This is a genomic window from Wenzhouxiangella sp. 15190, assembly GCF_003417465.1.
Lineage (GTDB): Bacteria > Pseudomonadota > Gammaproteobacteria > Xanthomonadales > Wenzhouxiangellaceae > Wenzhouxiangella.
Map to the genome: position 1 here is coordinate 1 of NZ_QVMV01000003.1, position 23,267 is coordinate 23,267.

Here is a 23,267-nt window from a genome sequence, read left to right on the forward strand (position 1 = left end):
CCGGCCAGGACCGCCGCCAGAACAAGTGGCGCTGCCGTCACCGTAAAGATATGTCTGATTGAAGTGCTGTGCATTTTCCTGTTCTCCTGCTTACTTTGAAGCCAAAGCCGCCAAAACGCGGATGTGACTCTCAAGCTACAGGGGAGGCCTGCTGTATGTCCTGCGAAGCGTCTGGGCAAACTCTGGTATTTTTCTGTCAGAAAGATGGGACGCGGCGTGGAGGGTGAAAACAGGCGCGATACAATCGGTCTTCAAATCCACCTGGAGCTGGTTGCCGCATGGATCTCGGCGGACTCCACCTCTAAGAGCGGACCATCCATACCGAGCAAGATCGTTTGACAGGTCCGGGCGGGCAAATCCAGCTCACTTCACGAGCCATGGACGGGCTGGAGCGCCTGGACGAGCATGCAGGGGAAGTGAACAGTCGGGAAAAGTTCAGCCGCGTGTTGGTCTTTGACCCGCCACTCAGGGAAGCCGGCCGTCGGCCTGCAAACCGTAATGGCGCCGCATTTCGGCGTGGATCGACTCGAAACGAGGATCGGATGCCAGGTTGGCCAGCAGGGAGTCCTGGAAATGATTCATCGCCAGTGCCGGCCATTCACCCCATTCTTCGATATCGGCAAGGGTTTCGACAGCAGCCTCTTCTTTTCCCATGGCGCCCAGTACCATCGCGACCGAGAAATGATCTTCCATTTCGCGTAATTCTTCCAACAGGGATTCGGCCGGTTTCCTCTGATCGACGGCCATATATGCCATGGCCAGGAGAGCCTGCGATCCGCCACCGGACCAGGTTGCCGTCAGGCCATCGAGAACCTCGATTGCTTCGTCGTAGCGGCCGGTCTTGTAAAACAGTATGCCCTTGTAGAAGCGGTCGGTGCTGTAGGAGAGACCAAGAGACTCGATATTCTCAATCTGGCGCATCGCTTGTTCATGCCGGTCATTGATGATGTTGGACAGAACGAGGTTGCTCAGGGCTTCCGGCGACAATGGATCGAGGTCGACGGCCCGTTCGGCACTGGCCAATGCCTGGCCAGGAAACCCGAGTACCTCGTAATTCCAGCTCAGCCAGTTGTGGGCTTCGGCATAACCCGGGCGCAGTTCCGTCGCCTTCTCGAGGGACTGCAGTGCAGCCGGTCCATCGCGCTGGGTCGAATTCAGCAAACCCAGCGAGGCATGGGCTTCAGCCAGCTCGGGGTTGAGTTCCAGCGCCCGATCCACCGCGGATTCGGCCTCGGGCAGGACCCCTTCGGAGCGATACTTGTAATCATGCAACAAGGCCAGCGTATCGGCCAGTCCGACCCAGGCGAGGGCGAACTCCGGATCTTGTTCCGTTGCCCGACGGAAGAATATCAACGCCTGGCTCATGCCGTTCTCGGTACGGGTATCGAGATAGGTCCGGCCCTGCACATAGAGCTTGTAGGAGGCCAGATTCCGTGTCGGTACCGCTTCGACCTGGCTTTCCTCACGAGCGGTCAGTTCCGCTTCCAGCGAGGTGGCAATGTCATTGACGATCTCGGCCTGTATTGCAAACAGATTTTCGGCCGTCAGTGTGCGGCGATAATTGTTGGCCCAAATATGAGTGTCGTTTCGGGCATCGATCAACTGGGCATTGAGTTGGAACTCCTCTCCAGCTTGCTGTATCGAGCCTTCGAGCACCCAGCCCACATCCAGTTCCCGGGCGATTTCGGGTACTGATTTGATGCTGTCCTGGTACTGCCGTACTGAGGTGCTGGAAATGGTCCGCAATTCGTCGATACTGGACAAGCGGGTGAGCAGGTCATGGTGCAGGCCGCCAATAAAAGAGTTGGCAGCCTCGTCACCGACAGCCTCGAAGGGCAGAACGGCAATTGACGGCTCGTCCGCGGCGGCACGTGGTTCATGTACCAGTACCAGCACCGTGATCCCCACCAGGGCGACCGCCAGTGCTCCAAGCCCGGCGAGGGGCCAGCGTCGACGGGGCAATGTGCTACCCGGTTCGAACTCGACTGAACGTACTTCGGGTTGCGGCTCTTGGGAACCAGCCGGGGATTCCTCCAGCGGTTGCACCCTGGCCACCAGACGGTAGCCGCGTTTGGGGATGGTCTCGATGAATCTAGGACTTCTGATGGTGTCGCCAACGGCGCGCCTGAGCTCGGCGATGCAGCCAGTCAGGGCATCATCGGAAACCACGGTCGGGCTCCAGACCCGTTCACTGAATTCATCGCGACCGACGACCTTTCCTGCCCGTTCGGCCAGGAGCACCAGAACATCCATGGTGCGCGGGGTCAGACGGATTTCCCCGTCCGGGCCGGAGATTCGATTCTGCTGGGGCTCGACACGCCACTCGCGCAAGCGAAAGCCATTCTGGAAAATCATCGCGAAGCCCCCGCCGGATTCCGGCACCGGTTCAACTGCCTGTGAATCCGAAAAGTTACATCTCCATTATAAGCGCTTATCAACGTCTGGACTTGCTCACGGCCGACTTTTCGAAAAATCCGTGTGCTCTTAAAGTCGGCATTTGAGTTGCGTTCTGATCATGTTCTGCTCGGTCTCTGCAGTTTCCGCGGGAATCGGGCGCACCTATCTCCTGAGCGTGGATGTCTTTCTCGCCAATAAGCAAGCTCGCAACGGCGGTTTCGGTTCTTGGCCAGGCCGCGAAAACCACCCTCATCGTTTCCAATGTGCGCAAGAGAGGCCATCGGGCAAGCAGGAGGCCTGGCCGGCATTGAGCATTGGATTCCGCCGGGCAGCCTGGATCCGGCCGTGTATCATGAGGTTTTAGCTCCGGGGGATCCATGCCGGACACCGACCTGATCGATCGCCCGAAGGCTCTGCGTGACGAAGACCGGTTCGACGTTGATGCCGTCGATGCCTGGCTCAAGGAACACGTCGAGGGGCTGGAAGGCCGGCCCGAGGTCAAACAGTTTTCGAAAGGCGCATCGAACCTGACCTACCTGCTGCGCTATCCGGATCGCGACCTGATCCTGCGCAGGCCGCCGCCGGGCACCAAGGCGAAGTCGGCACACAACATGGTGCGCGAGCACGACCTGCAGGACGCGCTCAAGCCGGTCTATCCTTATGTGCCGGAAATGCTGGCATTGTGCACCGATCATTCGGTGATCGGTTGTGATTTCTACGTCATGGAGCGCATTTCGGGCATTATCCTCCGGCGCAATCTGCCCGACGGTCTCGAACTGGACGAGGCGCAGGTTCGCCGGCTTTGTCTCAACGCCGTCAATCGCCTGATCGAACTGCACTCGGTCGACGTCAAGGCGGCCGGGCTGGATGGCCTGGCCAAGGGCGCGGGCTACAACCGTCGCCAGATCGAGGGCTGGTCGAAGCGCTTCGGCAAGGCGAAGACCTGGAATGTCAGATCCGGCCGTTACGTCATGGACTGGCTGGCCGACAATATTCCCGACGAGGTCGCGATCCGCATCATCCACGGCGACTTTCGATTCGACAACCTGGTGCTGGATGCCGACGATCCGATGCGCATCATCGGCGTGCTGGACTGGGAACTGGCCACTTTGGGCGATCCCTTGATGGATCTGGGCAACTCCCTGGCCTACTGGGTACAGGCCGATGACGACTTCTATTTCCGAGGCTTCCGCCGCCAGCCAACGCACCTGCCGGGCATGATGACGCGTCGCGAAGTTGTCGATTATTACTGTGAGAAGACCGGCTTCGAGCCGGAAAACTGGGCCTTTTACGAGGTCTATGGCCTGTTTCGTCTCGCCGTCATCGCCCAGCAGATCTATTACCGCTACCATCACCGGCAGACCAACAACAAGGCCTTCAAGCACTTCTGGCTCGCCGTCAACTACTTGCTGTGGCGTTGCCGGAGGATCATCAAGCGTGGGCACTGATCGGGAGCCGTCGCAAGCGGGGGTCCGCCAACCCCGAGCCTTGGGGCTGGAGCGAGTTTCAAAATTCGAATGACCGAAATTCCAATGTCCTAAGCCGGGCAATGGTGCCGTTGTGGGTTTTTAGCCACTGCGGGACTAAATGCACTATTCGTACGTGCATTTTTATACGACATTGATTGGTGTGTTCAATCGGAAGGGAGTGGGATGGAACAGGGAGAGATTTTCAGCAACGAGAAGGTGGATGCCTCGACGCTGCCTGATTTTCAGCGCGTCGAGCTCACGCCGGTGGCGGATGCCTACCTGCCCTGGGCACTGATCACGCAGACGCTGTTCTGGCTGCTGCTGGCCGCCGTTGCCGTGGTGCTGCCGCTGCTGCCCTTCGAGATTTTTGATGTAATGGTGGCGATGGGATTCTGGTGGCTGCCGCTGCCGCCGCTGGGCGTGGCGGTGATCGCGGCGGTCCATGCCCGGCTGGATGCCCGCTATCGCGCCTGGGCGCTGCGCGAGCATGATCTGATCTACCGCTACGGGGTCGTTTGGCGCAAGACGGTGATCGTGCCGTTTGCCCGAATCCAGCACGTCGAGGCGGTGCACGGACCGCTGGAGCGCTACCTGGACCTGATGCGGGTCAAGTGCTTCACCGCCGGCGGCATGACCGCCGACCTGACCGTCAAGGGACTGGATCGAGCCTCAGCGCGACGTGTGCGCCAATACCTGCTCGAGCAAATCGCTGCAAGCGCCGATGGCGACGAGCAAACTGATGAGCAGGCACAGGAGTCGGCCCGTGAGGCCGATTGATCTCAATACCTGGCAGCGTCTCGCACCGATGGCGTTGCTGTTCTTGATCATCAACGGCGGCGCGAAGTTCGTTCGCGAGAATCTCTATGCCTTTGCCGGCGCCGGTGCCGGTTTCGCCTTCCTCGATCGGCTGGGTATGCGCGAATTCCTGCTCGGCGGCTTGATTGCGCTGCTCGTGGCCGTGCTGATTGCCGCGATCTACCACCGGCGTTTCCGGTTCCGAATCGAAGGCGATGCCATTCGCCTTCGCCGAGGCATCATTGAAAACAAGGACTTGCGCATCCGTTTCGCGCGTATTCAGAACGTGGGTTTGAGCCAGCCGATCTACTTCCGGCCCTTCGGGCTGGTGCGCTTTACGCTCGAAACGCCGGGTGCGGAGTCCACCGAAGTGGCGCTGCCGGGTATCAGCCGCGAGCTGGCCCTTGCGCTGCGCGACCACATCGCCCGGGCGGGTGGTGGGGCGATTGCGGAAGCCAGTGATGAGGATGTGACGGCGGAAGAGGCCGTAGAAGATGTCGGTCGCGAGACGGGCGATACCGCGGTCCTGCATCGGCCCGGCAGCCTGCGACTGTTCACCCATGGTCTGGTCAGCAACCAGGTCTGGCTGATCGCCGGCGTGGGCGCCTGGCTGATCGGTACGCTGCGGGAACGCTTCGAGCAGTGGATCGACTCGATTGGTGTCAGCCTGGTGGCACAGCGCCTTATCGAGTTGGGCTGGGTTGCGGCCCTGGCGGGTGTGTTGTCGCTGGTCCTGTTGCTGTTCGGACTCTCGGGCGTGCTGTCCCTGATCCGCTTTCACGGCTTCGTGCTGCGCGATCTTGGAGATCGCTTTCTGGCAGTCGGCGGGCTGCTCGACAAGCGTGAGCAGAATATCCGTCGTGAGAAACTCACCGGGCTCACCCTCTACCAGACCGCCCTTGGCCGCCTGATTGGTCAGTGGTATCTGGTCGGCAAACAGGCGACCAGCAAGGAAGTCGAGGTGGACCGCTCGGGTCAAAACTTCCTGATACCGGGCCTGAGGAAAGACAACTTCGACATCGTCGCCCGCCTTATGGAGGGCTTTTCGGTGCCGGATGAAATGCGACCGATCAGCCGCCGTTTCAGAACCCTGTTCTGGTCACGCATCAGTGCCGTCGCGCTGGTGCTGGCCGGGCTGGCATTCTGGCAGTTGCCGGACCAGCGTCTGGCGGTCGCCGGGGCCCTGGGTTTGCTGTTGCTGGTGCTGTGGTTGATCCACCGTAGCTGGCGTTGTTGGGGATGGCAGGTCGCCGACGGTGTGTGCTGGATCCAGCAGGGGCTGTTCGGGCTGCGACGTGATGCTTTCGAGCTTTCCCAAGTGCAGCAGGCTTCGGTTGTGCGCACGCCGTACTTTCGACGTCACGGCCTGGCCTCGGTGCGACTGGTGCTCCCCCAGGGACAGGTCACGGTGCCGTTCATTGCCCTTGATGACGCGGTTGATCTGGCCAATCGGGCGATCCATGCGGCCGAGACTTCCCTGGCGCATCGCGTCTGAGCTCACCGCGATTGGCCGGGTCCGAGAGCGGCCCCGTGATAAAATGCGCGGCTGTTTCCCTACACCGGAGTCCGGTTGACAATGAGCGATTACACGCCCGGCGCACGCTTTCGAAAGCTGGTGGCCGAACAGCCGCCACTGCAGGTCGTCGGCACCATCAATGCCTATTCCGCGCTGCTGGCCGAAAACGCGGGTCATCGCGCCATCTACCTGTCCGGCGGCGGCGTGGCGAACGCTTCCTACGGCCTGCCGGACCTGGGGATCACGCAACTGGCCGACGTGCTCGAGGACGCCCGTCGTATCACCGCCGTCAGCGACCTGCCGCTGCTGGTCGACGTCGATACCGGCTGGGGCAGTGCGTTCAATATCGCCAGAACGATTCGTGAAATGGAGCGCGCCGGCGTGGCGGCCGTCCACCTCGAGGATCAGGTGGCGGCCAAGCGCTGCGGGCATCGGCCCAACAAGGCCCTGGTCAGCCCCGAGGAGATGGCCGACCGGGTGCGCGCCGCTGTCGACGCCCGGCAGGACGATTCGTTCGTGTTCATGGCGCGTACCGACGCCTACGCCGGCGAGGGCATGGCCGCCGCGGTCGATCGGGCCAGTCTCTACGCCGAATCCGGGGCGGACATGATCTTCGCCGAGGCACTGCACACGCTCGAGGAGTTCGCCGAGTTCGCCCGCCAGGTCGATGTGCCGGTGCTGGCCAATATCACCGAGTTCGGCAAGACGCCGCTGTTCTCGGTCGACGAGTTGCGCGAAGCGGGCGCCGGCCTGGTGTTGTATCCGCTGTCGGCCTTCCGCGCCATGAGCAAGGCGGCGCTGGCGGTGTACGAGGCGATCGGGCGCGACGGCCACCAGAAGAATGTGGTCGACTCGATGCAGACGCGCGATGAACTATACGAGGTGCTCGGCTATCACGAGTACGAACAGAAACTGGATCAGTTGTTCAGCAAGGAGTCGTCATGACCGAGAAGAAACCCTCAGCCGGCCTGCGCGGCCAGTCCGCCGGCCAGACCGAGATCTGCACCGTCGGTGCAGCGGGCAACAGCCTGCGATATCGCGGCTATGCCGTCGACGATCTGGCCGAAAAGGCCTCGTTCAACGAGGTGGCCCACCTGATTCTCAAGGGGCATCTGCCCAATCGCGAGGAGCTGGACGCCTACACGAAGCGGCTGAAGTCGCTGCGCGGTCTGCCCGACGCGCTCAAGGAAGTGCTGGAGCGTATTCCGGATTCGGCACATCCCATGGATGTCCTTCGGACCGGTTGTTCGTTCCTGGGCAACCTGGAAACCGAAGAGAGCTTCGACGCGCAACAGGATGTAGCCGATCGCCTGCTGGCGAGTTTCCCGTCGATGATCAACTACTGGTATCGCTTCAGCCACGACGGCAAGCGCATCGACGTGGAAACCGACGACGACAGCATCGGCGGCCATTTCCTGCACTTGCTGCACGGCAAGCCGCCGAGTGAACTGCACGCGCGGGTGATGGATGTCTCGTTGATCCTCTACGCCGAGCATGAATTCAATGCCTCGACCTTCACCGCCCGCGTGTGCGCCTCGACCCTGTCGGACATGCATTCCTGCGTGACCGGCGCCATCGGTTCACTCCGGGGCCCGCTGCACGGTGGCGCCAACGAGATGGCCATGGCCATGCTCGAGCAATATCACACACCGGAGCAGGCGCGCGATGACGTGCTGCGCAAGCTCGAGGTCAAGGAAAAGATCATGGGCTTCGGTCACGCGGTCTATCGCGAGAAGGACCCGCGCAATGCGATTATCCGCGAGTGGTCGCGCAAGCTGTCCGAGGACGTCGGGGACGACACCTTGTTCCCCGTCTCGGAAATCGTCGAGAAGACGATGTGGGACGAGAAAAAGCTGTTCGCCAATGCCGACTTCTATCACGCCTCGGCCTATCACTTCATGGGTATCCCGACGGGGCTGTTCACGCCGATTTTCGTGATGTCGCGTGTGACCGGCTGGTGCGCTCACATCATGGAGCAGCGCGCTGACAACCGTATCATTCGTCCCGGTGCGGATTACATCGGGCCTGACGATCGGGCAGTCCCTTCAATCGACGAACGATAACGGAACAGTGTGGCCGGGCACAGCCCGGCTCTCTTAATCTTATCCTCCTCGTCGTGACATTCCGGCGGTAAGAATCAACCGCAGGGCGTCCTCGAACTGAAGATCGACCGGCTCGCACCATGCCTTCGGCACGAACAGCGTGTAGCCGCCAATCTGGTAGCTCATCGGCAGGTAGACGGCGACCTCTCCCTCCTCGCCGAACGGCAGTTCGGAAAACTCCTCACGGGTAATGAAGCCCAGCAGGCCGGCTTTCAGTTCCGGGTGGCGGACCATGACGACCTGGCTGAAGCGCCGGGTGTCGTCACTGGAAAAATACCCCACGAAATCCTTGGTGGCCCGGAAGACCGACTTGATCACCGGCATGCGGTCGAGAATCGCTTCACCCAGATCGATGACCTTGCGAAACAGCCAGACCTGGCTGAGCACGCCGATGGCGAGCACCAGTGCGATACCGCCGACCAACCCCATCCCCGTAATGTAGAGGTCTTCCGGCAGGACCAGCTTGATCAGTGTCCCGATTCCTTTCTCGGCGATGCCGGCAAGCCAGATGACGATAGCTACCGTCAGCGCGATCGGGATGATCGCGGCCAGACCCTTCAGGAACAAGCCGACGAGTCGCGTGACGAGGGATTCAGACTGTTCGGTTTCAAAGGTCATCGATTTTTTTCCTCAGTTTCTCTCGCTGATCGGTGACGATGCGTTCGAGTGTCTCGATGCGCTCTCGCAACTCGGTTTCCACCCGTTCGAAGTGTTCCCGCTCGACGGCCTGGCTATGCCTTGACTCGAACCAGTACCGGGAAACGGCAACGATACCGATGATCGCGGCAATGGCAACCATGGCGGAAAAGAGATTCATATTCCAATCCTTCTGCGAGGGACAGACAATTCAGGGCTGACTTTCGGGCAGCTCGTGCCAGTCGTCGAAATCCCGCACCGGCCGCCCTACCGGAATTCGCTCCATAAGATGGCACAAGCAGTCTTGCCGAATGACGCGCTCGTCGGTCGTGAGCATGGCCGGCATTATGGGTCTACTGGTGAGGATATCGTCATTGTCGATGTGGAACCAGGTCGACGAGGCATCAATGTTGTCGTGCCCACGCACCAGCAAGGGTCGATCGATTTGCGCATTGACATGACCCAGTCGGGATCCCGGCGGCAGCTCCCGGAAATTGAGCTGGTCCAGATCGGGACGCAGAACGATATCCGATCCGTCCGGTGCAAAGCTGAACGAGTGTGCCGGTGGCAGATTAACCGTGGCGACCATCTGAAAGAGTTCGACATCTTCCGGGGAGGGCGGCCGACTGTCGAGCCCCTCGGCATTGATGATCGACGACAGAAAGGACATGGCGTGGTCAGCCCCATCCAGGCGCGACGGTGGTCCGCATTCAAGCGTTACCGACGGACAGAATTCGCCGAAGGCCATGGACTGAACGCCCCGCGGCTGGGTGAAATAAACCACCGTGCGCGAGAACAGCGAGGCCAGGCGAAGATGGGCCGGCTCGATGCGGTTGATGGCCGAGTAGTGGGGGTTTTCTCCGGTGTTGTTGTGGATGTCGATGCTGGCCAGTGGTTTCTGTGCGCGTACATGCGCCGTGATGTGCTCGAACAGCCGGTGGAAGGGGCCGGCTTCGGTAGCGGATCCCGGCCAGCAGCGGTTGAAATCGGGCTGGTCGGACAGGTAGCGCCGGTTGCGCGAGGCGGCGCGGACGTTGGCGATCATCAGGATCAGGCTGCGCGGCAGGGGGTCGCGGGCGTAGCGCCCCTTCAACAGGCGCCGGACGGCTTCCCAGCCCGATATTTCGTTGCCGTGCTGGAGCACGCTGACAAAAAGCGGTTGCGGACGCCGTCCCGGCAGATGAATGAGCGTGGGCCCGTCGAGCACTTCGTGCAGGCGACTGGCGGGCCGATCGAGCAGGCCGTCGGGCAGATGATCGAGAATGACGGGTTCCATAAGGGGAGATAACGTAACCGCTTCCCGTCCCGGTGGAAAGACCTGTTATGGTGCTTCGAGCCCGATCGGGGGAACTCGCCGCGCCCAAGCGCGGTCTTGATAAACCGCGAGCCTGCCCCTAGAGGAGGGGATGGCGAATGGTTCTTGAACAACAACCAGCCAAAAAAGAGAACGGACAGATGCTTGCAGCCAGGAATCTGACCCGTCGTTTCGGCAACCTTCTGGCCGTCGACGATATTTCCTTCGAGGTGGAACCCGGAACCGTCCTCGGTTTCCTCGGGCCCAATGGAGCCGGCAAGTCCACCACCATGAAAATGCTGACCGGTTTCCTGTCACCGTCCTCGGGTACGGCAGAAGTCTTCGGCCACGATATCCGCAGCGACTCGGTGGCTGCGCGCCGCCTGATCGGTTACCTGCCGGAGGGTGCGCCCCTGTATGGCGAATTGACGGTCTCCCAGCTTCTGGATTTCATCGCTGATGCACGCGGCTTCTCCGGTGCCGAACGGGACCGCAGGATCGCCGACGCGGCGGCACGGCTCGAACTGGCAGGCGTGATGCAGCAGACGGTCGAGACCCTTTCGAAAGGCTTCAAGCGGCGGGTCGGCCTGGCGCAGGCCATTCTCCACGATCCGCCGGTGCTCATCCTCGACGAACCGACCGACGGCCTCGACCCCAACCAGAAGCAGCAGGTGCGCCACTTGATTCGGGAAATGGCGCCCGACAAGATCATCGTGATCTCCACGCATATCCTCGAGGAAGTCGACGCCCTGTGCAGCCGGGCGATGATCATCGCGAACGGTCGTTTGCTGGCGGACGATACGCCGGCCGGGTTGCTGACGAGGTCGCGGTATCACAACGCCGTAACCCTTCACGTCGACGATCCCGAACGAGCAGCCTCCCGGCTGGGCCGACTCGAAGAGGCGCGCGAGGTGGAAGTGCGCAATGCACGCGTGACCGTCTTTCCGTCCGAGCACGGCAACCTGTTCCAGGCGGTCAGCCGGGTGATCGAGGAGGAGGGCTGGACGGTGCAGCAGCTTCAGTACGAGCCCGGCCGGCTCGACGAAGTATTCCGCAGCATCACGCGCGAGGAGGCGGCATGAGTCTTCGAAATATCTCAACGGTCATGCGGCGTGAGCTGATCGGCTATTTTGCCACGCCGGTCGCCTACGTGTTCATCGTCATCTTCCTGATGATGTCCTCGGCGTTCACGTTCTACCTGGGCGGCTTCTACGAACGTGAAATCGCCGACCTGGAGCCGTTCTTCCGCTTCCATCCCTGGCTGTACCTGTTCCTGGTGCCGGCCGTGGGCATGCGGCTGTGGGCCGAGGAGCGCAAGTCCGGCACGGTCGAGCTGTTGCTGACCCTGCCGTTGACCATCACCGAGGCCGTGGTCGGCAAGTTCGTCGCGGCCTGGCTGTTCATCGGCCTGGCGCTGGCACTGACCTTTCCCATCTGGATCACCGTCAATATGCTGGGCAACCCGGACAACGGCGTGATCGTGGCTGCCTATATCGGTAGCTGGTTGATGGCCGGCGGAATGCTCGCCATCAGCGAAGCGCTTTCAGCGGTCACGCGCAACCAGGTGGTGGCCTTCATTATTTCGGTGGTGGTGTGTTTCGGTTTCCTGCTGTCGGGCCTGCCGATGGTGCTCGATCTCTTCCGGGGCTGGATGCCACAAGTGCTGCTCGACGGCGTGGCCAACCTGAGCTTCCTGGTGCATTTCAATTCGATTTCCCGTGGCGTCATCGACTTGCGCGATCTGGTGTACTTCGCCCTGGTCATCGGCTTCTGGCTGACGGCCAATCGCATCGTGCTCGAACTGAAAAAGGCGGACTGAGTCATGAAGAACGTCTACAGTGCAACCGGGCTGGTGCTGCTTGCGATCCTGTTCCTCGCCCTGACCATTCTCGGCGGGGCGGCCCTGCGCGGCATGCGCATCGACTTGACCGAACAGGGGCTCTACACGCTCAGCTCCGGAACGATCGACATCCTGGAGGATCTGGAGGAGCCGGTCACGCTCGAGTTCTACTTCAGCGAGGAGGCCAGCGCCGATCTACCGATGGTGCGCAATTTCGCCCGTCGTGTTCAGGAACTGCTCGACGAGATGGCCGAGCAGGCCGACGGCAATCTGCGCGTGCGCCGCGTCGACCCGGAGCCCTTCAGCGAGGCGGAGGACCAGGCCGCCAGTTATGGCCTGGAAGCCGCGCCGGTGGGTAGCGGCGGCGACAGCGTCTATCTCGGGATCGTCGGTACCAACACGATCGACGGTCTGGAGGTCCTGCCGTTTCTCTCGCCTTCGCGAGAGCAGTTCCTCGAGTACGAGCTCGCGCGCATGGTCTATCTGCTCAGCCGGCCCGACAAGCCGCGCGTCGCGCTGCTCAGCGGCATCGACATGGACGGCGGCATGGACATGCAGACCGGCCAGCAGCGTGACCCATGGGCCATCCAGGAACAGATCAACGAGATGTTCGAAGTCGAAACGGTGGCCGCCGAGGACGATTCCCTGCCCGATGATGTGGATGTGCTCGCACTCATCCATCCCCAGGGACTGTCGGAAGCGCTGCTTGCCGATATCGAGCGATTCCTTTCCGAGGGCGGAAGATTGCTGGCCTTCGTCGATCCCTGGGCCGAGAACGCCACGCCGGCCAACCCGAATGACCCCATGGCTGCGATGAACATGGATCGCGGTTCGAATCTGGCAACCTTGTTCGATGCGTGGGGGGTCGATTTCAGCCCCGAGCGCTTCGTTGCCGACGCCGGTCTGGCGCTGCAGGTGAATACCGCCCAAAGCCAGCGGCCGGTACGGCATGTCGGTATCCTGGGCGTCACAGGAGACAACATGAATGCCGACGACGTCATCACCGGTGAACTCGACGCGGTCAACCTGGCCAGTGTGGGCCGGCTGGCGCTTGGCGAGGACAGCCCGCTCGAGATGGAGCCGTTGATGCGCTCGAGCGAGCAGGCGGGCCTGATGGACGCCGAGCAGCTCCAGATGCTGTCCGATCCCTCGGAGTTGATCGACCAGATGGGCGCCACCGGCGAGCAATACACGCTGGCCGCGAGGCTCAGCGGTGAGGTACCGAAGGTGCTTGGTGGCGGTAATGGCGAATATCCACTCAACGCCATCGTCGTCGCTGACGTCGACATGCTCGCCGACCGCTACTGGGTGCAGCGTCAGCGTTTCTTCGGGACGAGCGTGCTCGAACCCTTTGCCGACAACGGCGATTTCGTGATCAATGCCATCGACAACCTGATCGGCAACGCCGACCTGATCAGCGTTCGTTCGCGCGCGACATCGAACCGGCCGTTCACGCTGGTCGAATCGCTTCGACGCGAGGCCGAGGAAAACCTTCGCTCCACGGAACAGCGTCTCGAAGCCGAACTGGCCGAGACCGAGCAGCGGCTCACCGAACTGCAGCAGGCTCGGGGCGGTACGGATCTCGATATCCTCACCGAGGAGCAGGAGGCTGAACTCGATCGCTTCATGGAGCAGCGCGTGGAGATCCGGCGCGAACTACGTCAAGTGCGCCGCGAACTTGACGAGGAGATCGAGGAGTTGGGCACGCGCATCAAGGTGCTCAATATCGCGCTGATGCCCGCGTTGGTCACCCTGTTCGCGCTCGGCCTGGCATGGCGCAAGCGGCGGCAGCGCTACCAGAGCGACGCGGTGGGAGGTGACGGACAATGAATGCCCGGATGCTGTTGGTTCTGGGGCTGGGAACCGTCATGGCCATCGCGCTGGCGCTGATGTTTGTTGATCGTTCCGATGAAACCCCCTCACAAGGCGACGAGCAACTTCTCCTGCCCGGGCTGGCCGATCGGGTCAATTCCATCGATGCCCTGGATATCGTCGGGCCCGATGGCGAGACCGTGGCCACCCTGCGCCGCGAGCGAGAGCGCTGGCGGATGCGCGAGAAGCACGATTACGAAGCGGATTTCGCCCGTATCCACGACCTCTTGCGGGATCTGGCCCGGGCTGAGCGCCTGGAAGGGAAAACCGACAAGCCCGAGTGGTACGGGCGACTCGGTGTGGCCGCCCCGGGCGAAGGCGAGGGCAGCGGTACGGTGGTGCGTTTTCCGGACTCGGAGTTACCGTCGGTGATCGTGGGTCGGACGGATCCCGCGGGCATCGGGCGCTACGTTCGACGGGAAGACGAGTCACAGGCCTGGCTGACTGACCGGAACCTGGAATTGCCACTCGAAAGAATGGAATGGCTCGAGCGCGCAATCATGGGCATCCCGGCCACCGATATTCGCGAAGTGAGCGTGCGCCATCCGGACGGTGACGAAGTCGAGCTCAGACCCGGTGACGAGGAGGGCAGCATCTGGGTGATGCTCGATCCGCCGGCCGATCGGGAGGTCAAGCAGGCCTGGCAGCTGCAGCAGACGGCGAATGCGCTTGCCACGTTGAACATGGAGGACGTGCGGCCCCATGAGTCCGCTCCGGTACCCGACGACGCCGTCGAAACTGTTTACCGAACCCGCGACGGCATGATCTTTACCGCAAGGACCTGGTCGGACGAGGAAGGCAATTGGGTGCACTTCCGGGTGAGCGAAGACGAGTCCCGTGATTCGTCTGAGGATTCCGGCACCGACTCCCCCGAAACCGGGGACGCGGAGCGGGAGATTGATATCGTCGCCGTGGACGGGCGCCTGGCACCATGGCAATTTGCCGTCTCCGAAGAGCGCTTCGATTTTCTCAGACCCACCACCGAGGATCTGCTGGTGGCACCGGAAAAAGCGTCGGAAGGTTGAGGCACCTCAGTCTCCGGTATCGCTCCCGGGTGGAGTGAGCAGGACCGGATCGATGTCGGCAAAGATTTCCGCGAGTTCTTCAAGAAAATCGGCCAGCGCCGAGGACTTGCGCCAGACCATCGCGATCGTGCGCTTGGGGCCGGGGCTTTTGAATGGCCGGGTCACGAGGTTTTCCGTGTTGGCCAGGGGCGGCTTGATGGAGAGCGTCGGCATTAGTGTGATACCGGCATTAGCAGCCACCATGTGGCGGAGTGTTTCCATGCTGGTGGCGTGGAAGTCCAGCTTTTCCTGGGCACCGGTCAGCTGACAGACTTCCAGGGCCTGCTCCCGCAGGCAGTGGCCATCTTCGAGCAGCAGAAGCTCCTGGTCCGCCAGATCGTCCATGTCCACTTCCGGCACCGAAGCCAGGGAATGGTTCTCGGGCACGGCCAGGACGAAAGGCTCTTCGAACAGAATCCGGCTCTCCAGCCAGTCCGCCGTCAGGGGCAGCGCCAGCAGGCCGGCATCCAGCTTGCCCTCGGCGAGCATGTGGAGGACATCCTCCGTCTTTTCCTCATACAGCCGAAGGGTGAGCCGCGGAAACGCCTTTCGGATTCCCGGAATGACATGCGGCAGAAAGTAGGGTGCCAGGGTCGGGAAGATACCGATACGCACCGTTCCGCTGTGCGGATCGTGCGAACGGCGCGCAATCGCCCGGATGGCTTCCATCTCTCCGATCAGCGTGCGCGCACGGCTGACGATTTCCTCACCCACGGGAGTCAGCATGACCTGGCGCGGATGACGTTCGACCAGTTGCACCTCGAGCTCTTCCTCGAGTTTACGGATCTGCGTGCTCAGCGTCGGCTGGCTGACGTGGCAGCGTTCCGCGGCGCGGGAAAAATGCCGCACGTCGGCCAGCGCGATAAGGTACTGAAGAGCGCGCAGATTCATGGGGCAAGATCATATCAAATAACTATGAAATCGATATGCTGGGGTGATGCCGGCATTCTGTCTCGCTCGCGTATACTGCGGGCATGAATGAGCACGAAGTTCGCATCGAACAATCACGCACGCGCATCACCAAACTCGTGTTCCCGCAGGACACCAACCCCATCGGCACGCTCTACGGGGGCACGGCGCTGAAGTGGATGGACGAGGTCGCATTTCTGACCGCTACGCGCTTCGCTCGCTGCCAGATCGTGACCGTCTCCATGGACCGGGTGGATTTCAAGGTGCCGATTCCGCAGGGCGCCATCGTCGAACTGGTTGGAGAGGTCACGAAGGTCGGGAACACCTCGGTGACCGTCCGTGTACAGATCCTGCTCGAAAACACGCGTAGCGCCACCCAGAAGCTGGCAATCGAGGGGCATCTTGCCATGGTTGCCGTCGATGACGACATGGAGCCGATTTCAGTGATCCGTGACGCCTGAGCGGTTCAGTGCAGGCTGGCGATAGCCTGTCGTGTAGCTTCTTCCAGTTGCTCACCCTGTCTGAGCAGGTCTCCGCCCACCAGGACAGCATAATCGGGCCCGAGTCGCCGGCCGGCATCGTCTACCTGGTCGAGTCGCTTGCCACCGCCGGTACAGGGAAGGGTGGGTTTCAACGTGCCCAGCTCGCCCGTCAATCTCCGGCAGGTGGTCGTTTCGTCATTGTGGCTGGAATGAATGCGTCCGCCACTACCGGGGAAAATGCTGATATCGGCCCCGGCCGCGCGCACGAGGGTGCCAAGAAGTACGTCAGTGCTCACGCCCCGGTCTTCGGGCTCGGTCAGGCTGCCGGCCAGGGCGGGGTGGGCCAGCCACATCAGGTCGAATTCCCGTGCCGCCGCGGCCGCCGTTTCCAGGCCCATCACCCACGGGCAGAGCACGACACCCTGAAGTCCGGCCTCGGCGACTGCCTCGACCTGCCTGTGCAGGTGCTCGCCGCTACCGGCCACGTGCGGAAGGTAGAGACAGCGCCAGCCAGTCATTTCCGATGCTTTTTCAATGGATTGTGCGCATTTTCTTATGCGGTCTGTGAAGCTATGAATGTCGGTTTCGACCAGGTTCTGATCGTCCTTGAGCAGGTCGCCGCCACCGCGGGCGAAGCGCAGGGCAAGGTCGGCCAGATAGTCCGGATTGCTACCGCGTGGCTTCAGCACGGTCATCAGCATGGCGCGATTGTCCACGCCGGTGATTTCGCGAATGCGTTCGATGCCGCCGATCGGCCCCGGCAGGTCCTGCAGGAGTGATTCGGGCAGCGCGAGCTCGGTCAGGCGGATGCGGGGATAGAAGGAGACATTGCCGTAGAGCAAATGGAGCAGCTGCCCGACCTGCCGGCTGGCCAGTTCCCCGGGATAGCCGATACGCAGCGCCCATCGCACCTCGTCGAGTTGTTCGACGCTAAGCACGCGGCCGAGCAGACGATCACGGATCTCGTCGGAAATCAGTTCCGGCACGATCTCCAGGCTCTGCTCGCGGGCGATGTTCTCGGCCAGCACTTCCGGCTCGCGATCCGGGCGGGTGGCAACGTAGGTGGCTTCGATCAGGTTGGTTGCCATCTTCGGAACTTGGTAACTCGCGGATTAGGTCGGGACAGTGGTCAGTTATCGGTGGTCGGTGGTCTGTGTTGAGTTGACGGACTACAGACCACCGACAACCGACAACCGACCCAGCTTACAATAAGCCGTTTGGATCCGAGCCAGAAACCAGCCATGACCGCCAAAAAGCGCGTCCTCACCGGAATTACCACGACAGGAACGCCGCATCTGGGCAACTATGTCGGCGCGATCAAGCCGGCCATCGCCGCCAGCCGCGATGCCGAGATCGATACGTTCTATTTCCTGGCCGACTACCATGCGCTGGTCAAGTGCGAGGATCCGGGGCGCGTGCAGCAGTCCACGCTGGAGATCGCGGCGACCTGGCTGGCGCTGGGCCTGGATACCTCGCGCTCGCTGTTCTACCGGCAGTCGGATATCACCGAGATTCCCGAACTCACCTGGCTTTTGACCTGCGTGACCGCCAAGGGCCTGATGAACCGGGCGCACGCCTACAAGGCGGCGGTCGACGACAACGTCGAGGCCGGTGAGGATCCGGACTGGGGCATCACCATGGGGCTTTTTTCCTACCCGGTGCTGATGGCGGCCGATATCCTGATGTTCAATGCCCACACGGTGCCGGTGGGTCGGGACCAGGTGCAGCACCTCGAGATGGCGCGCGACATTGCCCAGCGCTTCAACCATCGCTACGGCGAGCACTTCGTGCTGCCCGAAGCCCAGGTAGACGAACATGTCGCCACCTTGCCGGGCACCGATGGGCGCAAGATGTCGAAGAGCTACGACAACACCATCCCGCTGTGGCTGCCCGAGAAGAAATTGCGCAAGGCCATCATGAAGATCAAGACCAACTCGCAGGAGCCCGGCGAACCCAAGGATCCCGATACGGCCTCTGTCTACGCCGTCTACGCGGCCTTCGCCAGCGAGCGACAGCGAGCGGAAATGCGCCAGGCCTTCGCCGACGGCATCGCCTGGGGTGAGGTCAAGCAGCAGTTGTTCGAACTGATCAACGCCGAGCTCGCGGGCCCGCGCGAGCGTTACGAGGCCTTGATCAACAACCCGGCCACGGTCGAGCAGGAACTCCAGCGCGGGGCAGAGCGCGCGCGTGAACTCAGCCGGCCCTTCGTCGAACAACTGCGTGAAGCTGTGGGTATTCGTTCCCTGGGATGAGCGAGTTGGCCGTGTCATGGCAGCCGCCAATGCTGCCGGTGAGCGACGGGCGCGTCTTTCCGGTGCGGCATGCCTGGTGCGTGGGCCGCAACTATGTCGAGCACGCCCGCGAGATGGGTGTCGATCCCGAGCGATCGGCGCCGGTTTTCTTCTCGAAGCCGGCCCGGGCACTGGTGCACGCCGATCAAGTGCAGTATCCGCCCGACACCGGCGAGCTGCATCACGAAGTCGAACTCGTGGTCTTTCTGGCCGACGGCGGTCGTGATCTCTCGCCGGAACAGGTGAAAGCTGCGATTTTCGGCTATGCCGTCGGCGTCGACCTGACGCGGCGGGACGTCCAGGCCCGCGCCAAGGCGGCCGGCCAGCCCTGGGAGATGAGCAAGGGCTTCGATCAGTCGGGACCGGCGGGCATGATCGTGCCCGCGGGTAGCTGGCAACCGAATCCGGAAAGCGCCATCGGACTGTCTGTCGATGGCGATCAGCGTCAGTCCGCCGAACTCGGTCAGATGATCTGGACTGTGCCTGAACTGCTCGCGCAGTTGTCGCGGACGGTCACCCTGGCCGCCGGCGATGCGGTATTCACCGGTACACCGGCCGGGGTCTCGGCGCTCTATCCGGGCCAGCATGTGCGTGCGCACATCGAGGGATTGCCGGAACTCGCTTTCGAACTCGTTGCCGCCTGAAGATGGTCGAGATTGTCCTGGTGGCCCTGGGCAGCGCGCTGGGTGCGCTGTCGAGATTTGCACTGGGGCAGTGGTTCCTGCGCATCGATTCCCGCTTCCCCCTGCTGGCCACGCTGGGGGTGAACCTGAGTGGTTGCGGGCTGGCTGGCTTGTTCGCCGGAAGCGCCTGGCAATCACACGAGCTCCTGGCAGGTTTTCTGGCAACGGGTTTTCTGGGCAGCTATACCACCGTGTCCTCCTTTTCGCTGGAAACGCTGGGTCTCTGGCAGTCGGGCAGGCGGGGCAGGGCGGCTGTCTACGTCCTGTTGTCGATGCTGGGCGGACTGCTTCTGGCCTGGGCCGGCTGGCTGCTGGCCGCCCGGATGGTTGGGTTGTCGTGAGGCTGGGGCCTTCGGTTGGCGTCTATGTCGCCGTCGCCGTCGGAGGCGTTGCCGGCGGCCTGCTGCGCGCACTGGTACTGGCCCTGTGGTCGGGGCAGCCCGGGGAGTTTCCGCTGGCGTTGCTAGCGATCAATTCTGGCGGTTCATTCCTTATCGGCCTGGTACTGGCCTTCAGCGAATCCGCTGGACGTCACCGGCTGCCGCCGGCCGTCGCACTGGGCCTGATGGCCGGTTTCTGCGGCGCCCTGACGACGTTCTCGACCTTTGCGCTGGAATCACTTGCCCTCCTGGCGGAGCCGGCGATTGTCGCCTGGCATGTCGCCGTGTCGCTCACGTGCTGGCTTGCTGCCGGAGCACTCGGCCTGTTCGCGGGCAGACGCATGAACGCGCCGGCCGGCGACTGACGAAATAATCGATGACTGGAGAATTCGATGTTGATTGATGCCCTGATTCTGCTTCCGGTCACGCTGTTCCTGCTGTGGCTTTACGCTTACTCGGGGCCGCGGGGCTTAACCGGCCGACGTTGGCTGGCCGACCGTCTGCCGGCGCTCCTGGCTTTGGTGCTGGCCGGTGCGGTGCTGGTCGGGCTGCACCGGACCCTGGCGTACGACGATCTCAATCGCAATATCATCGCCGTGGTCAGCGCCTACCTGGTGTTGCTGGCCGGTCTCGGTGTCGCCTGGTTGCTTCGCTGGCGGCGATCGAGACGTTGATATACTGCCGGCTGATCAGAGGGAGACGGCCGCGATGATGCCCAACGGTTCTTACTCGGTAGACACCCTGCTGGAGTTCCTCAAGCACGCCGGAATGGAGGGCTTGATCAATCCGGCGGTGGCACGTGCGCGGCGGAAGGCCATCGAGCGGCTGGCGGACGAAATGACCGAGGCGGAGCGTGACGACGTGCGAGAGCTCGACGTCGATGAACTGGCCTCGCGTTTCCACAAGCTCGAAGGCTCGAGCATCCGCAGCGAGGCCCTGTCGCTGTACGCGGAGCGGGTACGGATGGCGCAGGCCGACTTCCTGGCCTGGAACGAGAACCCGGCCGGCTTCCAGAGTGTCGGCGGCGAGCGGCGCCGCGCCATTCCGCGCGGATCGCTTACGCCCGAGCGTGAGGTGGCCGAACGCATCACCCTGGAATCGACCGAGAATCCGTCCAATATCGTTCCCATCGCGCTGCGCGAGGACGAAACGGTCTATGTGGCCAACCTACCGCTGGATCTGTCCCGCCTGGAGGCCGAACGCATCGCACGGGTGGTGCGGGCGTTCGCCCGTGACGATGACGAAACACCGCCGGACGCAGAGTCATGAGTCGCCTGTTCATCATCGTTCTGATGGTGGTCTTCGGGCTCACCGGGGTCGGGCTGTGGCTGTACTTTGTCTACGGCACGGGCGGCGGCCAGTTTCGCGGGGAACTGGTGCCGGAACTGGTCGTCTTCTGCATCGAGGCTTTCTTCCTGGTCGGTCTGCTCGGCCTGATCCAGCGCTACCTGGAGCATCGACGTCGGCAGCAGATGTGGCTGAGCCTGCGCGGGTCATTTCGCGACCTGTTGTCCCTGCTCGATATCGCCTTCCTCGAGCCCAACACCGAGCCCACCTCCTCGAAGGAGCTCGAGCGTGATCCCCAGGTGATCGACCGCATGCTCAGCGAGCTCGAGCACAAGCACCCCGATCTCGACAGCCTGGTGGCGCTCAAGCGCGAAGGTGAGGAATCGCTGTCGATGACGCGCGACCTGGTGGCGGTGGCCGCCCAGCTTTCGGCCACGCACATGAACTGGTGGATCGCCATTGTCGACAGCATCCGGCGCCTGGCCGAAGCGACCGATCGTCGCGGCATGGAGAAGGGCATCCACGAGATGCTGGTCAATATCCGTGAGTTCGATCGCCTGGAATTCTGACGTGGCAAGCAGGCTGATGCGGCCATAAAAAACGGGGTGGCAAGCCACCCCGAAATCTTCTTCTTCCGGCTGTAATCGGGCGAATCAGCCGCCCTTGATGTCGATTCGCCGGCCGCTGGTCGTCTCGATGTCGTCGCGGCGCGGGATCGTTACCTCGAGCACGCCGTTTTTGAGTTCAGCACCGATCTTTTCGGTGTCCGCGTCCATGGGCAGCGTGAGCATGCGTTCGAAACGGCCGTAGCTGCGTTCGACGCGATGGTACCGGTCTTCATCGACGTCTTCGCTGCGACGCTCCTTGCGTGCCCGGATGACCAGCGCGTCGTCATCTATACTCAGGTCGATGTCATCGCGCTCCACGCCCGGCAGTTCGACCGACAGCCGATATTCCTTGTCGGTTTCGAAAATGTCGAGCTGGGGCTGCATCAGCGCATTGGAACCGTCGACCAGTGGACGGTCCATCGACCAGCCGGCATCGCCGAAGAAGTTGTCGAACAACTGGTTCATCTGTTCGTGCATGCGGGCGAGGGGATCGTTGTCCCGCGTCATCGAGCCGCTTTGCATGCGGCTGACCGGTTCAGCGCCGGAACGACGGAACCAGCGAGTGGGGGTCGTCAGGTGGGTCATTGCCATACGAATCACCTCCTCAGCCAAATTGACCGAAAGCAAAACGAACAACAACGACTTTCGTCGGCGGGCACACCCGTGCCCGCATTACGCATAATAGGGATGACGCGGCGGTTTTCAAGACCCGCCTGGCCGCAAGAATTCCTCTGGATCAACCCTTTCCGCGGGTGCGCGTCTTGTTCTTTTGGGCGTTCTTTTCCATGAAGCTGATGATCAGGCCGGCGACATCCTTGCCGGTTGCCGTCTCGATGCCTTCCAGGCCGGGCGAGGAGTTGACTTCCATGACCAGCGGTCCGTGGTTGGAACGGAGCAGGTCCACGCCGGCAACATTGAGGCCCATGATCTTGGCCGCGCGCACGGCCGTGGAGCGCTCTTCGGGCGTGATCTTGATCAGGCTGGCCGAGCCGCCCCGGTGCAGGTTCGAGCGGAACTCGCCCGGCTGGGCCTGACGCTTGATGGCGGCGACCACCTTGCCGCCGACGATGAAGCAACGGATGTCGGCGCCGCCGGCTTCCTTGATGTATTCCTGCACCATGATCGAGACATTCAGGCCCATGAAGGCCTCGAGGACGCTCTCGGCGGCCTTTTTCGTCTCGCACAGCACCACGCCGATACCCTGGGTGCCTTCGAGCAGCTTGACCACCAGTGGAGCGCCGCCGACCATCTGGATCAAATCACTGATGTCCTTGGTGGCGTAGGCGAAGCCGGTCACCGGCAGGCCGATGCCCTTGCGGGCGAGCAACTGCAGGGAACGCAGCTTGTCGCGCGAGCGCGTGACCGCCACCGACTCGTTGAGCGGGAATGTACCCATCATTTCGAACTGGCGCAGGACCGCCGTGCCGTAAAAGGTAACGGACGAACCGATTCGCGGAATGACGGCGTCGAACGGAGCGATCGGGTCGCCGCGGAAATGGATCGTCGGCCGGTGCGAGGCAATGTTCATGTAGCAGCGCAGGGTGTCGACCACCTGGACTTCGTGACCGCGGTCCTTTGCGGCTTCGACCAGGCGGCGAGTGGAGTAGATGCGGCGGCTACGGGAGAGAATGGCGATGCGCAT

General features: G+C 62.3%; 25 protein-coding genes. 17 read left to right on the forward strand and 8 right to left on the reverse strand.

What is annotated here, in order from left to right:
* Positions 1–465 precede the first annotated feature (465 nt).
* Positions 466–2,355 carry a winged helix-turn-helix domain-containing tetratricopeptide repeat protein gene (locus tag DZK26_RS00410; protein ID WP_147306585.1) on the reverse strand — a complete coding sequence of 630 codons (1,890 nt, stop codon included), beginning with the start codon at positions 2,353–2,355 and terminating at the stop codon, positions 466–468.
* 419 nt (positions 2,356–2,774) lie between these two features.
* Here DZK26_RS00410 and DZK26_RS00415 point away from each other — a divergent pair, with 419 nt between their 5' ends.
* The 5 genes from DZK26_RS00415 (at position 2,775) to prpC (ending at position 8,240) form a co-directional block, all read left to right on the forward strand.
* A complete protein-coding gene (locus DZK26_RS00415; protein ID WP_116897026.1) occupies positions 2,775–3,845 on the forward strand; it encodes a phosphotransferase family protein in 1,071 nt (356 codons plus the stop codon).
* A 204-nt stretch (positions 3,846–4,049) separates the two neighbouring features.
* Positions 4,050–4,643, forward strand: coding sequence for a PH domain-containing protein (locus tag DZK26_RS00420; protein WP_116897025.1), 594 nt, complete (start codon positions 4,050–4,052; stop codon positions 4,641–4,643).
* Positions 4,630–6,156, forward strand: coding sequence for a PH domain-containing protein (locus DZK26_RS00425; protein ID WP_181918242.1), 1,527 nt, complete (start codon positions 4,630–4,632; stop codon positions 6,154–6,156). The genes DZK26_RS00420 and DZK26_RS00425 overlap by 14 nt, the downstream gene beginning before the upstream one ends.
* Before the next feature lie 81 nt (positions 6,157–6,237).
* The gene (gene prpB, locus DZK26_RS00430; protein ID WP_116897023.1) at positions 6,238–7,122 is read left to right on the forward strand and encodes a methylisocitrate lyase; all 885 of its coding nucleotides are present in this window, start codon (positions 6,238–6,240) and stop codon (positions 7,120–7,122) included.
* Entirely contained in the window at positions 7,119–8,240 is a 1,122-nt protein-coding gene (gene prpC, locus DZK26_RS00435; RefSeq protein ID WP_116897022.1) for a 2-methylcitrate synthase, read from the forward strand. Before prpB ends, prpC begins: the two co-directional genes overlap by 4 nt.
* Positions 8,241–8,279: 39 nt before the next feature.
* On the opposite strand, the gene DZK26_RS00440 is transcribed toward prpC, so the two are convergent.
* Genes DZK26_RS00440 through DZK26_RS00450 form a run of 3 tightly spaced genes read right to left on the reverse strand, consistent with a single transcriptional unit; the run spans position 8,280 to position 10,191 of the window.
* The gene (locus DZK26_RS00440) at positions 8,280–8,897 is read right to left on the reverse strand and encodes a DUF502 domain-containing protein (protein WP_116897021.1); all 618 of its coding nucleotides are present in this window, start codon (positions 8,895–8,897) and stop codon (positions 8,280–8,282) included.
* Entirely contained in the window at positions 8,887–9,096 is a 210-nt protein-coding gene (locus DZK26_RS00445; RefSeq protein ID WP_116897020.1) for a hypothetical protein, read from the reverse strand. Before DZK26_RS00445 ends, DZK26_RS00440 begins: the two co-directional genes overlap by 11 nt.
* Positions 9,097–9,126: 30 nt before the next feature.
* Positions 9,127–10,191 carry a M14 family metallopeptidase gene (locus DZK26_RS00450; RefSeq protein WP_116897019.1) on the reverse strand — a complete coding sequence of 355 codons (1,065 nt, stop codon included), beginning with the start codon at positions 10,189–10,191 and terminating at the stop codon, positions 9,127–9,129.
* 179 nt (positions 10,192–10,370) lie between these two features.
* On the opposite strand from DZK26_RS00450, the gene DZK26_RS00455 reads away from it, so the two are divergent.
* Genes DZK26_RS00455 through DZK26_RS00470 form a run of 4 tightly spaced genes read left to right on the forward strand, consistent with a single transcriptional unit; the run spans position 10,371 to position 14,946 of the window.
* Entirely contained in the window at positions 10,371–11,291 is a 921-nt protein-coding gene (locus DZK26_RS00455; RefSeq protein ID WP_116897018.1) for an ABC transporter ATP-binding protein, read from the forward strand.
* The gene (locus tag DZK26_RS00460; RefSeq protein WP_116897017.1) at positions 11,288–12,028 is read left to right on the forward strand and encodes an ABC transporter permease subunit; all 741 of its coding nucleotides are present in this window, start codon (positions 11,288–11,290) and stop codon (positions 12,026–12,028) included. The genes DZK26_RS00455 and DZK26_RS00460 overlap by 4 nt, the downstream gene beginning before the upstream one ends.
* A 3-nt stretch (positions 12,029–12,031) precedes the next feature.
* Positions 12,032–13,879: a Gldg family protein gene (locus tag DZK26_RS00465; RefSeq protein WP_116897016.1), complete on the forward strand. Its 1,848-nt coding sequence runs from the start codon at positions 12,032–12,034 to the stop codon at positions 13,877–13,879.
* Positions 13,876–14,946 carry a DUF4340 domain-containing protein gene (locus tag DZK26_RS00470; RefSeq protein WP_116897015.1) on the forward strand — a complete coding sequence of 357 codons (1,071 nt, stop codon included), beginning with the start codon at positions 13,876–13,878 and terminating at the stop codon, positions 14,944–14,946. The genes DZK26_RS00465 and DZK26_RS00470 overlap by 4 nt, the downstream gene beginning before the upstream one ends.
* 6 nt (positions 14,947–14,952) lie before the next feature.
* Here DZK26_RS00470 and DZK26_RS00475 read toward each other — a convergent pair whose 3' ends face one another.
* Positions 14,953–15,876, reverse strand: a complete 924-nt coding sequence (locus DZK26_RS00475) for a LysR substrate-binding domain-containing protein (protein ID WP_116897014.1) — start codon at positions 15,874–15,876, stop codon at positions 14,953–14,955.
* 83 nt (positions 15,877–15,959) lie between these two features.
* Between DZK26_RS00475 and DZK26_RS00480 the strand changes: the two genes are divergently transcribed.
* Entirely contained in the window at positions 15,960–16,355 is a 396-nt protein-coding gene (locus DZK26_RS00480) for an acyl-CoA thioesterase (RefSeq protein ID WP_116897013.1), read from the forward strand.
* A gap of 5 nt (positions 16,356–16,360) precedes the next feature.
* Here the strand turns inward: DZK26_RS00480 and DZK26_RS00485 are convergent, their stop codons facing one another.
* The gene (locus DZK26_RS00485; protein ID WP_116897012.1) at positions 16,361–17,464 is read right to left on the reverse strand and encodes a RuBisCO large subunit C-terminal-like domain-containing protein; all 1,104 of its coding nucleotides are present in this window, start codon (positions 17,462–17,464) and stop codon (positions 16,361–16,363) included.
* A 153-nt stretch (positions 17,465–17,617) separates the two neighbouring features.
* Here DZK26_RS00485 and DZK26_RS00490 point away from each other — a divergent pair, with 153 nt between their 5' ends.
* The 7 genes from DZK26_RS00490 to DZK26_RS00520 are packed head-to-tail and all read left to right on the forward strand — an operon-like array spanning position 17,618 to position 21,586.
* Positions 17,618–18,628: a tryptophan--tRNA ligase gene (locus DZK26_RS00490; protein ID WP_116897011.1), complete on the forward strand. Its 1,011-nt coding sequence runs from the start codon at positions 17,618–17,620 to the stop codon at positions 18,626–18,628.
* Between the two features lie 11 nt (positions 18,629–18,639).
* The gene (locus DZK26_RS00495; protein WP_220336981.1) at positions 18,640–19,311 is read left to right on the forward strand and encodes a fumarylacetoacetate hydrolase family protein; all 672 of its coding nucleotides are present in this window, start codon (positions 18,640–18,642) and stop codon (positions 19,309–19,311) included.
* Between the two features lie 2 nt (positions 19,312–19,313).
* Positions 19,314–19,691 carry a CrcB family protein gene (locus tag DZK26_RS00500; RefSeq protein ID WP_116897009.1) on the forward strand — a complete coding sequence of 126 codons (378 nt, stop codon included), beginning with the start codon at positions 19,314–19,316 and terminating at the stop codon, positions 19,689–19,691.
* Complete coding sequence (locus DZK26_RS14215) at positions 19,688–20,095, forward strand: CrcB family protein (RefSeq protein WP_181918240.1); 408 nt, start codon at positions 19,688–19,690, stop codon at positions 20,093–20,095. The genes DZK26_RS00500 and DZK26_RS14215 overlap by 4 nt, the downstream gene beginning before the upstream one ends.
* Positions 20,096–20,122: 27 nt before the next feature.
* A complete protein-coding gene (locus DZK26_RS00510) occupies positions 20,123–20,404 on the forward strand; it encodes a hypothetical protein (protein ID WP_116897008.1) in 282 nt (93 codons plus the stop codon).
* 34 nt (positions 20,405–20,438) lie between these two features.
* Positions 20,439–20,999 carry a hypothetical protein gene (locus DZK26_RS00515; protein WP_116897007.1) on the forward strand — a complete coding sequence of 187 codons (561 nt, stop codon included), beginning with the start codon at positions 20,439–20,441 and terminating at the stop codon, positions 20,997–20,999.
* On the forward strand, positions 20,996–21,586 hold the full coding sequence (locus tag DZK26_RS00520) for a hypothetical protein (protein WP_116897006.1): 591 nt from the start codon (positions 20,996–20,998) through the stop codon (positions 21,584–21,586). Before DZK26_RS00515 ends, DZK26_RS00520 begins: the two co-directional genes overlap by 4 nt.
* A gap of 84 nt (positions 21,587–21,670) precedes the next feature.
* Here the strand turns inward: DZK26_RS00520 and DZK26_RS00525 are convergent, their stop codons facing one another.
* Positions 21,671–22,216: an Hsp20/alpha crystallin family protein gene (locus DZK26_RS00525; RefSeq protein ID WP_147306584.1), complete on the reverse strand. Its 546-nt coding sequence runs from the start codon at positions 22,214–22,216 to the stop codon at positions 21,671–21,673.
* 145 nt (positions 22,217–22,361) lie between these two features.
* Positions 22,362–23,267 carry a 30S ribosomal protein S6--L-glutamate ligase gene (gene rimK / locus DZK26_RS00530; RefSeq protein ID WP_116897004.1) on the reverse strand — a complete coding sequence of 302 codons (906 nt, stop codon included), beginning with the start codon at positions 23,265–23,267 and terminating at the stop codon, positions 22,362–22,364.